Genomic DNA, 13,801 nt, shown 5'->3' with positions numbered 1-13,801 from the left:
GTCAGGCCCCTTTCGTGTCGATGTCGAGGAGGGCGGGAGGGTGCAACAGCTGGAACGCCATGAATTCGGGGTCGGACAGGCCCTTGGAGGGCTGCTTGCGCTTGATGGCCTCCAGGAGGCCTGGGGCGTCCAGGACCTTGACCCCGGTGGGCGGACCGGAGCGGAACACCGCCTTGACCGTCTCCCCGGTGGCTTCGCCCTTGACGTTACGCAGGATGACTTCGTCCCCGTCCCCGTCGCCGAAGCCGAACTCCAGCACATGTGCGGGCTCCCGCAGGACGACCTTCGTTGGGACCTTGTCAAAGAGCAACAGTGCGGTCTCCGGCCCGAGCTGGCGGCGGGTGATCAGCCGTGCTCCTCCCTCGACGCTGAACAGCAAGTCCTCGGACGTGTGCTGGGGGGCGTCGAGCCGGGAACGCGTGATGGGAGGAGCCGGGGGTGGGTCCTGCGGCCAGTGGCGCAGCACGGGAGAACGCATCAGCATGCCACAGGCAGGGTTGTAGGCCCCTTTTTGCAGTTTGAAGACGACCTTCTTCAGCTCAGGGGTGAGCAGGGCGTCCAGCCCGGTGTGGGAGCCCACGGTGAGCATGCCGTCGGCGAAGGCGCTGAGCCACTGGTCGTCGAGGTGGAACACCCGCACACTGTCGGGCGGCAGGACCGCATCGGCCAGCGGAAGCAAGTACCAGGTCGGCACCAGGGCCAGCATGGCCACCGGATCCCACAGGTACGTGTCGGCGTCGCCGGTGTCGTCGAACGACGGGATGGGCAGGTGCATGTGCCGGGCGCAGCGGGCCGCCACGGCGTACCGCAGGGCCTGGGCGGTCGCCGGATCGGCCAGGACGCGCTCGGTGTTCGCTTTGACATCCACCCCCTTGTCCCCCTCGTCGTCCCTTGCCGTGCCGCCCGTCGCCGTGCCGGACTTAACCGTCCTGTCCGTGTCCTTCACCACGGGGCGGCCGCCGGCCCCGGGAGCGGTGGCGCGGGCCAGAGCGGTCAGCAGCCGGTCACCGAAGCCGTCGTCGAGGCCCCTCACGAAGGCGCGGCGCAACCATCCCGGATCAGCCAGCTCCGTCAGCCCCTCGGCCAGTGCGGCCAAGTGCTGGGCTCCCGTCAGCAGGTTGAGGGGACGCCCCGCAGCAACAGGGTGCGAGGCCAACGCGAAGGCCGTTGCGCATTCCTGCGCCTGTGCCGTGAACCTCAGCATCTGGTCGCACAGATCCCGGCGGCTGTAGACGAGCTGGCAGCCCAGGGTCCACGCCACCGCCAGCGAGATGTCAAACATTCCCTCCTCGGGCAGGTACACCAGTGCCTCGTCCGCACACCGCAGCACGTCGTGGGACGGAGGCTCCTTGGGACGGTGGTCGGCCGTCATCAACGGCCCCCGATACCAGGCGGTGGTCCGTTCACCAGTGACCACCTGGTAAGCGGTGGGCACGTAGCCGGCCTTCAGCCGTTTCGCGGCCGTTCCCGTCCCGCCGGGATCGGGATACCGAAGCCGTCCCCCGCTGCCGCCGTGCTCCAGCTCCTTCTGCATCCTGCTGAACGCCTCCGTGGCGCTCTCTCCCGGGTCGGGAGTGGAGCTGAACGACCAGGAGTACAAGGACACCAGCCGTACCTTTTTCCCTGTGGGAGGCGTGGTCAGGTTCTGCTCCTGTCCGACCAGGGAGACCAGATGGGCGGTGTAGTGGCGGGCCTGCTTGGCCAAGGCGGGAGTGGGCAGCCGGATGGCGATGATCTCGCTGCAGGCGGGCTGCTTCGTCACGGTGTCGTCCTGGCCCTTGGCTGGGGTCAGCGGTTCGCGCACATGGGCCATCAGCACCAGCTCCGCGGGCTTGGGTAGCAGGTCGAAGCGCTCTGCGGGCAGATCAACGGTGGTGCACGCCGCCTCTGCGGGTGGTTTCATGTGTGTGAGGTCGGGCAGCACCACGTCGGCCGGTACTTGGGTCTTGTCCATCAGGTCGTGGGCCTGGCCCGTTCGTACGTCGGTTGCAGGCACCTCACCGTCGGCCAGGATCAGCAGTGTCATCGATGGCCAGGGTCCTTTCCCCCACACCTGTGCCGCGGCGGGCGGTAGGTTCAGGCCTGTCTCCCAGGGCAGGTAGGGGTCGCGCAGCGACACGTAAGGCAGCAGGTGCCCACAGGCCAGCTGGGCGCCCGGCGCCGGGAAGCATCCCGCCACCTCGCTCTGAGCGATGCTGTAGCGCGGGACGCCGACAGTGAACGCCTGCGGGGGCGTCTTGAACGTCCACCCGGTATGGGACACCGTCTGGGTGACGTCGATGTGGTACTCACCTGGCTCCAGCGTGGGCTGCCAGCGGTCGTAGAGGTTCAGACCGGGCTTCGTGTCCGGGGCCGGTGTGGGTGTCGTGGTCACGGGCGGCTCCTTTCTCGCCGTCACGGAGCCCACACACAGGGGCTCGCGTCCAGGTAGTCCGACACGTGCGCGGCGAAGGTCGACAGATCGTCCTGGGGCGTGGCGGGGAAACCGGGAATGGCCAGCCCTTTGATCTCTGCCAGCAGTGCGTCGCGACTCCGGACGACGGAAGGGGACGTGATCTGCTGCTTGATTCGGTCCAGGACGCCGTCGGCTTTGGCCGGCGAGAATTCCACGGGCGGCGGCTGCTCGGGCGGGATGGCCAGCTTGAATGCCAGTCGGTTCCAGGCATCGTCCGACAGGTGGGCCCGGGCGACGAATGCGGGGGCCGGGGGTCGCACCGACACGCCGGTCGCATAGCCCTTCAGGAGGCCGTCCTCAGGCGAGTCGGCTCGGGTGCCCCACAACGCGGCGGGCACATCAGGACACAGAGCCTGCGTACGCCAGGCGACCGGGGTGTTGTCGGGGCCGGTGATGGTGACGTGCAGCGGCGAGTCGTACGCCTGAGGGGTCTTCGAATCCTGCATCGGCCGGATGTGAAGATCGCGGCTCTTCCTTTGGACCTGGGTGCCGTTGAGGTGGATCTCAGTGGCAGGAACTGCCGAGTTGACCTTGAACTCGAATGCCTTCACTCCCACCGTCCACTTCTGTGGCTCCTTCTGCGCGGCCCCCTGGGGCGGCGGCTCGCTGCCGGCGCCCGCGACCAGACCTTCGGTGACGGCCACATGCACGACTTCCCTGCCGTCTTTCCCGCCCGGCAGCAGACGTTCCCGGAACTGCGCGCCGGTGAGGGCCTGGTCCGTGTCGCGGTGACTGTGCCCGAAGTCCACGTCGACATGGAACCCGCAGACGTTGACCCGGGCGTGACCGCCCACCGGGGGCCCCCACACCCGGCCGTCCGCGGAGAGTTCGATCGCGGGGAACGGCTTTACACGGGCCCGGAGCGATCCGCCCCAGTCCACGTCGAAATACAACGGATCCCACTCGATGAGCGCGTCTGCGTACACTTCCGCGTCCACCACCGCCGGACCGAACTCCCCGTGCAGGCTCGCTTTCACCCCCGCCATGAACGCACGCGGGGTCAGCGCCGCATAGCAGCCGCCCTCGATGTAGATGCCACCCCCCAGATGCCACTGCAGACCCAGCCGAGCCGGCCGCGGATAGTGGGGCGGTGCATGGAACCGCGGATGGTAGCCGCCCACCGTCACCACGAAATCGCCCGGATGCGCACTGGATCCGAACCACAGTCGCACGGCCGCCCCACCCGTGAGGCGGCACGCGTGGTCCACCACGAACGACCCGTCCGCCAGCGCCGCGTCGATCTCCAGCGCATCCGTGCTCGACCGGTACTCCGCCCGCACGTCCAGCGCCACCCACGCCCACGCCGGGGTCTCCACGTGTTGCATCGCCTTCGGGAACTGCGCTTGCGCCCGCCCGTAAAGCCCGGCCACGAACTCCCCGCCGAACTGCACGATCGCCACGGCGGAGACGTCCACCAGCTCGTACACGAGCGCGGTCAGCCCTGCGGCCAGCCACACCTCGTCCGACGCCGGCGCCACCCACTTCTTGTTCAGCAGGTCCTCCAGGACCGTCAGCGGAGTGTCGTGCTTCGGAGGCTTGTCCAGCCTTTCCCGGAGCGGGAAATCTCCCACCTCCTGGATCGACGGCGTCCGCACCTTCGTGTGATACCCGAACCCCGCCGCCAGCTTCTGCACCCGGAACATCGGCGGCCCCAGCGCCTTCTCCCCCAGATCCAGCACCCCGAACAAGAACAACGAGGGATCCCCTCCCTGCGTGGGCTGTCCGTAAAACCCCGCCGCCGTCACACTCACCGCTGGCGTCCCCACCACCGCCATTCCCCCTACCGCCAGCGAGTAGTGGTCCACCTTCTGCCGCAGCAGCTCTCCCGCGATCGTCACAGGCGGCCGGTCATAGCCCAGACTCACCCCATCCAGGTGGAACACCGGCACGTGCGGAGCCGCGATCGGGACCCCCACGCCCAGTCCCTTGGCACCCAGCCGAAGCCCACCCGCCTCCACCGCCACATCCGCCAGCAGCAGGACGCTCTTGCTCTCCGGGTCATATCCCAGTCCCAGACGCTCCACGTGCACCGGCCCCAGCACGCGCCGCACGTCCCACCACACCGCCGGTGGACTCGCAGCCGCCGCGAGTGCCTTCTTCCCTCCCAGCGAAACGGCCAGTTCCTGCATACCACCCGCGCCCGCCAGTAATTGCGCCGACACGAACCCGCCCTCCTGAAGCCCCGGAGGGAGTTGCTGTTTCCCAGGCAGCAGGCCCTCGATTTTCTTGAGCTGATCGAGATTCAGGGCTTGTGACACATATCCCGCCGCCACCTTCTGCAGACCGATCCCTACATCCCCTGACGGCACTAGAGAATCAATCAACGGAAGGGAGAAATTCAGGTCCCCCATGCCCAACTCCCCGAGCACTAGCCACACCCTCTTATCCCCGGCATGCACCACACTCATCACAACCTCCAGAGAGAAAAGCGAGCCTGCCAATTTCACGGCTGTTCTTGGTTGTTGAGGGTATTTGGCCGGGTTCCGCCGGGCTCGACGTCGGGGACCCACAGAGGTGTGCCGTCGGGTGCGGCGAGGAACTGCACGTGCCGGAGAAGCGGTTGATCCGGATTGCGTACCAGAGGTCGGTGCCGCGTTCGGTTTCCCCGGCTACGCGGTCACACCGGATGAGGGCGCCGTTCAGGATCACGAACGGCAAGCCCTTGTGCCGGCACTGTTCCAGGATTCCGGCGAGGCCGGTACTTGGGCCGCGAGGGCATCGATGCCTTGGTGGAGGTGCCGGTAGCCGGTGGCCTGGGAGATGCCCGCGTCCCAGGTCAGGCGGTGGACACATGCGTGGTCACGGAACCCGCGCAGCACGAGCACCGCTTGCCGGGACAGGCCCAGCACCCGTGTCCCGCGACGGGCGCCGATCGCCCGCCGGTGTCCGACGAACAGACGGACGAGGTACTCGCCCATGGGATGCGGGACGTCGGGCATGGCACGATGAGAGACCACGTGAAGCCTCCTGGGACCGGCAGTAACTGTCGCAAGTACCGTCCTACCTGTCGGAAGATGAGGGGCAGGCAGCCTCACGGCTCCGGCTCGTCATTCCGTCCCTGGGAACTCAAGATGATGGAGCCTGTCCGTGGAGTCCGTCTTTGTCGATGGTCCATGAGTGGCCTTCGGCTTCGAGAACCGTGATGCTCTTTCCGGACGTCCAGTCCAATTTTCCCCAACTGTACGGACCGGAGTACCTTCCTGTGTCACCCGTGTCTTTATGTTCAAATTTTTGCAGAACTACCGCATTCTCGTCGTACGGCATTTTTGCCCTGTCGAATGCGTTCTCGTCGTAGCCGATACCGGTCATGTAGGTATCGGCGCCGCCGCGATCCGAGAAGCATTCGAATAATGGGCCCTGGTTCGTGGGTACCGGCTCTTCGAGGGAGTAAGTTCCGTCTGGGGCGATGTGGATACTGGGTTCATCCCGACCGAGGCGTACGACGAGTTTCTCTTCGTGGCGGGCGAACGTAACCCAGCGCTCCATGTGGCTCTCCTTGAGGTCGAAATCTCTGCTGACGGCGCTGACTTTGCCGTTTATTTTGAATACGGCCCTCACGGCCAGCTTATTGTCGGCCACCATGAATGCGGTGGCCCACCACGTGTAGCTTTCTGAGGTGTGGAGTGGCATGTGGTCGGAGAAGAACCTCCAGCCCACTTTCTCGTATTTGAATTGGTTGGTGTCGGTGAGTGGAGGGAGGGCTGTTTCAGGGGTTTTTCCGGTCCAGGTGACAGTGAATCCTGGTTTTACGGTGAACCATTCCTGTTTGCTGGGGGCGTCGAGGGGGGTGAGGGTGATTTTCGTGCGGGCCGGGGTGAACATTCTGAATGCTTTGAGGGTGTTGCGCTCGTAGGTGGCCGTGTGCCCGTTCGGGTGGGTGATCGTGAACTTGTGGTGCGGCGTCTTGGTGTCGTGGGTGATGGGGAATCTGCCGAGGAACCTTTTCAGGTATGCGGCTGTGATCTCGTAGTAACCGTCGGCCGGCGCGGTGAGGACGATTTCTCCGCAGTAGCGGTGAGTGACGGCCTTGGTGCCCTCGAGAAGGAATTTTCCGGTGACAGTGAGGTCGGTGTAGGTCTCACTCTGGGGGTCGACCGTGACGCGGGTGGGGAGGTCTTTGGACCCGTCCTTGGCGCCGGCGGTGAGGATGAAGGAGGTGTCCTTGGTGATGTTCTCGACACGGCAGGAGCGGACGTTGGAGCCGAGCGATAGCGGTTCGCCGCCGTCGGACCGCTTGAGGGTGAACCCCGCGTCGGTGACCTGGGTGGCGGTCCAGGTCAGGCGTGCGGCTTCTCCGTAGGGGATCTGCGAGGTGAGAGGGGCGAAGTTGTCGAAGGTGAACTTGTCGGGCCCTTTGACGAGGTTCAGTGCGGGCAGGGAGGTGCCGTCGACGACGACGGCGAGGGGAGCCGTGCCCTCGGTGCCGTTGGTGCTGACGTGGTAAAGGCTGAGGGTGGTGGCCCGGGGGGAGTTGTTGTCCTTGGGGGTGAGGGTGACGGTGTAGGTGTCGCTACCGACGGTCCCTGTGGCGGTCCAGCTGTCATCGGCTTCGGTGCGGATGGCCGCGGCGTCCTGGGAGGTGCTGACGTGTTGGGCGCCCGGGCCCACGGGGAGGGTGAGCGTGACCTTCTGGGGGAGGGGTTCGCGGGTGTTGAAGAGGAACAGGATGTGGAGGGCGACATCGTTTTCGTGGGCGGTGATCTGCGGAGGGGCGGTGGTAAGGGTGGCAGTGGTCATGGCGCGTCCCGATCAGTGAATGGCAGGAGGGAGGTGGAGGTGGTCTTTGACCGTGAGGTGATGGAAGGTCAGGTCGGCGTTGTTCACCCCAACGGTGGCGGTGAGGCGGGTGGGATCGCCGCCACCGGTGGGGGTCGCGGCCAGGATGAAGACCGTGGAGCGGGCCAGCGGTGGAGTCTCGTGGGACTCAGCGGTGAGGGGAAGGGCGCATTCTCCCCGGTGTTCCGGTCCCCAGGACAGCGACAGCGCGCTGATGGAGCCGGCCTTGGGAATCTTCCAGTTGAGGGTGGTCGATTCGTTCCGCTCGACCGAGTTGTCGTGGGGTACGAAATTGTCGATGAGCCGGTCCTGGCCGGCAGGGATGGGAGACACGATGCTGCTCCTGACACAAGAGAGGGTGAAAGGATGGTTGGGGTGTGGAAGGGGGCGGCCGCGGCTCCGTGCCCCGCTCAAGGAGAGGCAGGGGCAGGCGGGCCGCGGCTGTCCTGTGCCCGTGGGGGCTGACAGGCGGCCTGTCGGTACCTTGGGTGCCGGTGTCCGGGGGTCATGGTTCTGGCATGACGAAGTGGTCACGCCGGCTCCGGGTGCGGGTGGCCCCGTTGGGGGATTGCGGGGCGGTCAGGGGGGCGGGTCAGGCGTCCGTCCCCGCCGCGGCCTGCGACGGCCCGGCGGTGTCCGTGAGCGGGGGCGGGGGCGGGGGCAGGATGCGGGGGCTGGTGATGGCGAAGTCGAAGTTGATGCTGAGTCCCTCAGCCTCCTGTCCCGTGGACGCGGCAGAGTACTGGACGACGAGCTTGTGGCCGGCGGGGACGTGGACGCCGACGGGGCTGTCGGTCTTGTCCAGGCGTAGCGTGTCCAGAGGTGGCTGCGTGATGTGGCCGTCCTTGGCTGTGCAGACCTTCAACGCGCCCTCGTCAGTGTTGGCCTGATGCACGCCCAGGAGGACGAAACGGTCGCCGGTGTCGGTGTCGGCGACCTGCTTGGAGCCGTCCGGCCCGTCGGGCAAGTCCCCCCATTCCAGTTGCTTGAACGTGTAGGCGCAGTCTTCCAGGGTGAGTTCATCCAGGATGGTCACGTCGTGCAGAGTCATGGATTGGTTGTAGACCTCGACGACGGCTTGGCGCCTGAAGGTCTGGTGGCCGTCGGAGGCGTCCAGGACGTAGCCGCCGGTCATCTGGAGTTTTCCGGTCTGGGCGGTGGTGTCTTGGGGCGTGGGTTTGCTGACGTGGGGGTCGTCGCTGAGGATCTGGTAGGAGGTGGCGTTCTTGGCTGACCAGCGCAGGGTGGCTGTCTCGCCGTTGCGGATGGCGGGCAGGGTGGGGACGAAGTAGTCGAAGTAGAACGTTGCGGCGTACTTGGTCAGCGGAGCCTGGGCGCTGCGGGACAGCTTCTTTACCTTGGCGCTTTTGGCCATCTCGCTCACGTGGAGCTTCACTTCACCGGGAGTGTTGTCGATCTGGATGTCCTTGAACCTGAATTCCACCCCTTCGCCTGCCTTCACGGTCACTGTCTGGCCTACGACCGGGACGAAGACGTAGTTGCCGCTGTCGTCCAGGGGGGTCTTTACTTTCCAGTCTTGTGGGGCCTGGATGTTCTTGGCATCCTTGGGCAGGTTATCCTTGGTGCACAGGTATTTTTCCCCGCGTCCGGCCGGGAGGGTCACTGTCACCTTGCTGGCGGAGATGTTGTCCTTGCTGAGGTTCTGGCCCTGGATTTGCACCAGTCCCTTGCTCCCCGCGTTGAGGGGGTTTCCATCCCCTGCTGTCCACGACAGCAGGGGCGTCTCGTTGCCCCCTCCGGGTGGGTCCGAGGTAATCGACTCGGTCGACGTATCCCGCCGGAACTTCAGCCTGAAGGCGGGGCGAAGCGGCTTCATGTAGTGGGAAAAGAATCCCCCCATGACGGCGGAGGTGGGGCTCTTGGGGGTGCTGACCTTGAGGAGATCAGACGCCGGGATGACGAAGGAGAACGAATCCTGCGAATCGAAAAGCTTGCCCGGCGCGCTCTTGAAAACATATGCCAGGCTGCCCTTTTGCAGGTCATCCGACCACCCCTTCGTTGCCGTGGTCGGGTCGCCGGCGAAGGCGCTCTTGTCAATCCCCTGGAGCACGGCTTTCGAGAGCTTGGCGACATCCGAGTCAGTGATTTCGTCAAAGAGTGCGCCGTCCCAGCTGTCCCACGTCGGGTGGAAGGGCAGGTAGAGCGAAAACTCGAGGGGCTCCTTGGTGTCGGCGGTGTTCGTCAGTGTGACCGCGAAGCTTGCTTTTCCGCCTGATGCGAGGGTTTCAGGGGCGGAGGCGACCGATACGCTCCAGGCGTTCGGGTCAGGATCGTTGAGGGCCACGACAGGCTCCTTCCATTTAGGTGTTCCCGGAATCCCGGGAACATGCGACTGCTCTCTGAGCCGCTCCGCGTTTTTCGGACACCGGATACTGAGCGTTCGTCCTGCCCACCGCGATATGCACGTACTGACCTGCCATGCAGGCCCACCTCCCTTCTCCTAGTGGACCCCATGTGGGGCGAGGAGGGCCACACTTCCGCCGCCGGAGGGTCGGAACAAGGCCGCAAAGTCGCCAAGATCGCCTCAAGGGCACGGCTATGCTGACGCCGAGTCGAGCCAAGGCCGTATTTCCAACTATCGTTCGATTCCTTTTGTTGTTGAGCCCTGGCGTCGAACCTCCACGGGTAGCCGAGCCACTGACCTCGACCGAAGTCCTTAACGTTCAATCCTGGTGCAACACCGGTAAACCCCTGTGCCCCGCTCATCACCGCCGTCACGGGCGTATTCCGACAGCGGGAGGGAAATGCGGCCGCAGTCACCTCACCTGGCAGTTCAAAGACGGGTTCTGAGCCCATCGGATCCGCTGCGGCGAAGCCCGTTCCGGGCTGAAAATGGGTGTGGCTGCCACCTGTTGAAGTCATTTCGTCTGTGATCTTCGAGGCCGCGACTGAGCCGGGCGCAGGGAGCAAGCCAACGGGCGCCTTCAGTGTCGTTTCGAGCACGCGGATGAGATTCCTCTACACCCAGTTACGCCTCGCCCGCCCTCTCGCCGAGGACCACCGACGCCCCTGGGAACGGCCCAAGCCGCCAAGGCAGTTGTCCCCCGCGCGAGTCCGCCGGGGGTTTCGCCACATCCACCCCTACTCGCCCAGCCCGACCGGAGCGCGGAAACCCCGGCACAGCAGGCCCCGGACGACCGTCAGGCCGCCGAAACACCACCCGCGCCGCCCGCCCCACCGTGGGAGTAGGTCACCAGCACGGCGCGACACCGGAGAGACACCCCGACTCGAACACCGAGCGAGCGAGGTAAAAACACAAGTTAAGAAGCTGTGTAGCAACCTCGCAGGGAGTATCGGGGCCGCTGGGAGAAAAGGACGCCTGAGCGCAAGGTCCAGGTCAGCGGGTGCTGGTCCGGCAAGCTGGGAGGTGTGGGGCAGCTCCGAGGCCATCACGGTCGCGGGGCAAGGCGCTCCGGCCGCCCGTCGGCTCGGGGATGCAACTGTGTTCTCAGGGCGGTGTGCAGGTCGCGCGTGGCGGGACTCTTCGTCGGTTTTCCGGTACCGCTCAACGCGGTTGAGCTTCCGCTGACGCTTAAGTCGTCCTGAAGGAACCGTTGATTTCTCACAGGATCCGTGGAATCCATGGAAGGCGGGCGATCCGGAGGAGGAACCGATGAGTGGTCACCGCCCCGTGACGTACGAGCTGGACGAGAGTTATCCGCTGTTCCCCGTGGCCGACGGGAAGCATCCTTCCGCCATGGACACCGACGACTTGAAGATCGCTGACAGCGACGCCTTCGGCTTCATGAACCTGATGGGGTCGGCGGACCCCGTCCCGGACGACCTTCCCCGGACCTGACGCTGCCATGGCCATGGCGGCTGCGGCGGTGTGGCTGGTGCCGGCCGAACTGGCCCCGGCGATCGTGCTTGCCCTACTGGGCTGCCTCGAACGGGCCAGCCGTCTACGCGCCGCCAGGCGGTACCGGCCGGCCCTGCGCGGCCATCGCGAGCCGATGGCCGTGGTGTGCCCCGTCTACCGGGAGGACCCCGCCCTCTTCGGCCGGGCCCTGCGCTCATGGCTCCGCAATGATGTGGCGGAAATCGTCTGCGTGATCCACGAAAACGACACCGCGTGTGCCGAGGTGGCACGGGCACATGGCGTACGAGTGATCACCACGGCGGACCGGGACAAGCGCCGGGCGCTGCGAACCGGCTGGCGATCGGTCACGGCGGGCCTGGTCGCTCTCACGGACTCGGACACGGTCTGGGCCCGCGATCTCGTGCCCACGGTCAGCGCGCCGTTCGTGGATCCGACGGTCGGCGGGGTGGCGACCCAGTCGTTCGTCCTGGAACCGGCCACGTTCTGGGAGGAAATCCGCCGCGGCCGGGGACCGATCGTGGTGATGGCCGCCCAGACCGTCCGGGGACAGGCCCTGGGCTGCCTTCCCGGCCGCACCGCCGTCTACCGGCGCGCTCTGCTCGAACAGATCGGCCCCGACCTGGTCCAGCAGTCCTTCCTGGGCGTGCGCTGCGGTCCCGGTGACGACACGCGGCTGTCCGCACTGGCCCTCCGGGCGGGCTACCGGACGGTCCTGCAGGCCAACGCGCACGTATGGTCCCGCTTCCCGGACACCTTCACCGGCCTCGTCCGCCAGAGACTGCGCCACCAGCGCAACAGCTGGCGGGAACACCTGAGCGCACTGGCCAGCGGATGGATCTGGCAACACCCCTACCTCGCACGCTGCGTCACCGTCTCCGTGATCCTGCGCCTGGGATTCATCCTCGGCACGGCGTACTACCTCTGGCTGGCCGCCTCCGGCGACCTCCTCGCGCCGGCCATGGTGGTGACCTACTGGTGCGGCCGGCGTCTCCTCCGCACCAGCCGCTTGCTGCACCGCACCGGCCGACGTCGGGTCCTTGCCTTCAAGCTCCTTGCCACCGACGTCCTCTCCCATGCCCTCGACGTCTTCGGGCTCCTCACCATCCGCCGTCAGGGCTGGCTCACCCGCGGCAGCGACCGGGCAGCTTGAGAGGACGCTGGCGTGATGAGGTGCGATGGGAACCCGCCGCAGGTTGATCTGGGGGCGTTGAACGCCTCACGCCCCTCACCTGTTCGTGGCGATCTTCCGCAAGAACTTGATACCGGCTCACACCTGGGTCCTCACCCGCATGGAACGCTAGGAGGGCCGCTGAGGTGCGAGAACGCCGCTATCCCTCTGATATGAGCGACGCGGAGTGGTCTTGGATCGAGCCCTTGCTCCCGCCGCCGGCCAGCGGGTGCCACCAGGCTGGTGCCGAAGCTGCGGGGGCAGGAGTTCACCGAGCGGCAGCACGCCCAGGTCGAAGCCGTGAACGGCTCCCCGTCGTCGTCTTCGCCTTCCCTCTCATCGGCCAGGACGTCCCGGGCGTCGACCGCCCCACCTTCGGCGGCAACATCATCGAGACCGGCACCGACTCCTACCGTCTCGCCACCACCCGCCCGCGGTGTCGCCGGCCTCGCCGAGATTGGCGAGAGCGAACCCACCGAGGTTCCTGAAGGCGGGCAGGCCCGCTGTGGGCAGCCAGGGCCTCCCGATGATGATCGTGGTCACCCGAGGACATGAGCGACCGTGACGCGGCCCACAGGCCGGATACCGCGTCTACGACGAGGCGGACCTACGGGACGTCCGACTGGCCCGCCAGCTCGGGCGCGGCGTCTACTTGCTGGAGCAGATCGCCCCGCTGATCGCCTAGTAGTGCTTGGTCAGGTTGGTGCGGGGGTGGGTATGTCGCGGTGACAGGTGGGGCAGGCGCCGGTCCAGAGCGCGAGGAGTAACTGCAGCTCGGGGGCGACCCGGTAGAGGCCCCCGACGCCGTCTCTTTTGGGGACCGGGTGATGCGCTGGAGGGTGCAGAAGGCGTGGGCGGCGGAGACGGGGGTGACATGGTGGTGCCAGCCCTGCCAAGTCCGACCCTCGAAGTGGGCCAGTCCCAGGGCCTGTTTCATCTCGCGGTACTCGTGCTCGATCCGCCAGCGGAGCTTCGTGAGCCGCACAAGTGTGGTCAGCGGGGTGTCGGCGGGAGGTTGGAGAGCCAGAACTGAGCCGGCTCGGGTTCGCCGGCGGGCCATTCGGCCAGCAGCCAGCATGCAGGCAGTTCCGGACCGCGAAAGATTTTCCGGATCTGCCGTCCAGCGGGACGGATTCGTAAGGCGACGAATGGCCCGTACATGCGCTTGAGATCGTTGCGGCCGGTGCCCGGACGGGAACCCTCCCGCCACTGCACGGCTCTGGCCGCACTGCGTCCGGCGTCGATGATCAGCTGCTTTACGCTCTTGGCAGGGTTGGGGTATCTCGCCACCGGTGGGCGGCCTGTAGGGCGGGACAGACGGCACAGCGTCGCCCAGGTGGGCGGTCACCGTGCTGGAGATACCCACGGCGTAGTGCAGGCCGCGTTCCTCGAGGCCGAAGCGAAAGGCAGCGGTGTCCCCGTAGCTGCCGTCGGGGATGGTCAGCGGCACGTCGATGCCCCACGACTGCGTCTCGTCGACCATGTCCAAGGCCAGCTGCCACGCAGGCGATCTCTACGCCATCCTCGGTTGTGGATTTGCGCTGGGGTTTGCGCGTTACAC

The 13,801-nt window shown here is 66.4% G+C and carries 8 protein-coding genes and 3 pseudogenes; 4 read left to right on the top strand and 7 right to left on the bottom strand.

What is annotated here, in order from left to right; genetic code table 11:
• Window position 1 precedes the first annotated feature (1 nt).
• The 6 genes from ACRAS8_RS03240 to ACRAS8_RS03215 form a co-directional block, all read right to left on the bottom strand.
• A complete protein-coding gene (locus ACRAS8_RS03240) occupies window positions 2–2,374 on the bottom strand; it encodes a hypothetical protein (RefSeq protein ID WP_438484225.1) in 2,373 nt (790 codons plus the stop codon).
• 20 nt (window positions 2,375–2,394) lie between these two features.
• Window positions 2,395–4,806 (bottom strand): DUF6603 domain-containing protein, encoded by a 2,412-nt coding sequence (locus ACRAS8_RS03235; RefSeq protein ID WP_438484224.1) that lies wholly within the window; start codon window positions 4,804–4,806, stop codon window positions 2,395–2,397.
• Between the two features lie 294 nt (window positions 4,807–5,100).
• On the bottom strand, window positions 5,101–5,412 hold the full coding sequence (locus ACRAS8_RS03230; RefSeq protein WP_438484223.1) for a hypothetical protein: 312 nt from the start codon (window positions 5,410–5,412) through the stop codon (window positions 5,101–5,103).
• 109 nt (window positions 5,413–5,521) lie between these two features.
• On the bottom strand, window positions 5,522–7,192 hold the full coding sequence (locus ACRAS8_RS03225) for a hypothetical protein (protein ID WP_438484222.1): 1,671 nt from the start codon (window positions 7,190–7,192) through the stop codon (window positions 5,522–5,524).
• Between the two features lie 12 nt (window positions 7,193–7,204).
• On the bottom strand, window positions 7,205–7,564 hold the full coding sequence (locus ACRAS8_RS03220) for a hypothetical protein (RefSeq protein ID WP_438484221.1): 360 nt from the start codon (window positions 7,562–7,564) through the stop codon (window positions 7,205–7,207).
• A 259-nt stretch (window positions 7,565–7,823) separates the two neighbouring features.
• Window positions 7,824–9,536 (bottom strand): hypothetical protein, encoded by a 1,713-nt coding sequence (locus tag ACRAS8_RS03215; RefSeq protein WP_438484220.1) that lies wholly within the window; start codon window positions 9,534–9,536, stop codon window positions 7,824–7,826.
• A 1,329-nt stretch (window positions 9,537–10,865) separates the two neighbouring features.
• Here ACRAS8_RS03215 and ACRAS8_RS03210 point away from each other — a divergent pair.
• The 4 genes and pseudogenes from ACRAS8_RS03210 to ACRAS8_RS03195 form a co-directional block, all read left to right on the top strand.
• Window positions 10,866–11,051, top strand: a complete 186-nt coding sequence (locus tag ACRAS8_RS03210; protein WP_438484219.1) for a hypothetical protein — start codon at window positions 10,866–10,868, stop codon at window positions 11,049–11,051.
• Window positions 11,052–11,058: 7 nt separating this feature from the next.
• Entirely contained in the window at window positions 11,059–12,222 is a 1,164-nt protein-coding gene (locus ACRAS8_RS03205) for a glycosyltransferase (RefSeq protein WP_438484218.1), read from the top strand.
• A gap of 164 nt (window positions 12,223–12,386) precedes the next feature.
• A pseudogene (locus ACRAS8_RS03200) lies at window positions 12,387–12,485 on the top strand (IS5-like element IS4811 family transposase); the annotation flags it as partial.
• A 320-nt stretch (window positions 12,486–12,805) separates the two neighbouring features.
• A pseudogene (locus ACRAS8_RS03195) lies at window positions 12,806–12,922 on the top strand (MerR family transcriptional regulator); the annotation flags it as partial.
• Between the two features lie 210 nt (window positions 12,923–13,132).
• On the opposite strand, the pseudogene ACRAS8_RS03190 reads toward ACRAS8_RS03195, so the two are convergent.
• Window positions 13,133–13,735 (bottom strand): annotated as a pseudogene (locus ACRAS8_RS03190) (transposase); the annotation flags it as partial.
• Window positions 13,736–13,801 lie beyond the last annotated feature (66 nt).

Origin of the sequence: Streptomyces sp. S186, from assembly GCF_051603415.1 — a bacterium.
GTDB lineage: Bacteria > Actinomycetota > Actinomycetes > Streptomycetales > Streptomycetaceae > Streptomyces.
Note: the sequence above shows the minus strand (reverse complement) of the source record. Positions and strands in the feature narration are given on the sequence as shown.

Excerpts from the sequence above, each read along its gene's own strand:
- ACRAS8_RS03210 (WP_438484219.1), top strand. The coding sequence starts at position 10,866 with ATGAGTGGTCACCGCCCCGTGACGTACGAGCTGGACGAGAGTTATCCG.
- ACRAS8_RS03225 (WP_438484222.1), bottom strand. The coding sequence starts at position 7,192 with ATGACCACTGCCACCCTTACCACCGCCCCTCCGCAGATCACCGCCCAC.
- ACRAS8_RS03205 (WP_438484218.1), top strand. The coding sequence starts at position 11,059 with ATGGCCATGGCGGCTGCGGCGGTGTGGCTGGTGCCGGCCGAACTGGCC.
- ACRAS8_RS03235 (WP_438484224.1), bottom strand. The coding sequence starts at position 4,806 with ATGGGGGACCTGAATTTCTCCCTTCCGTTGATTGATTCTCTAGTGCCG.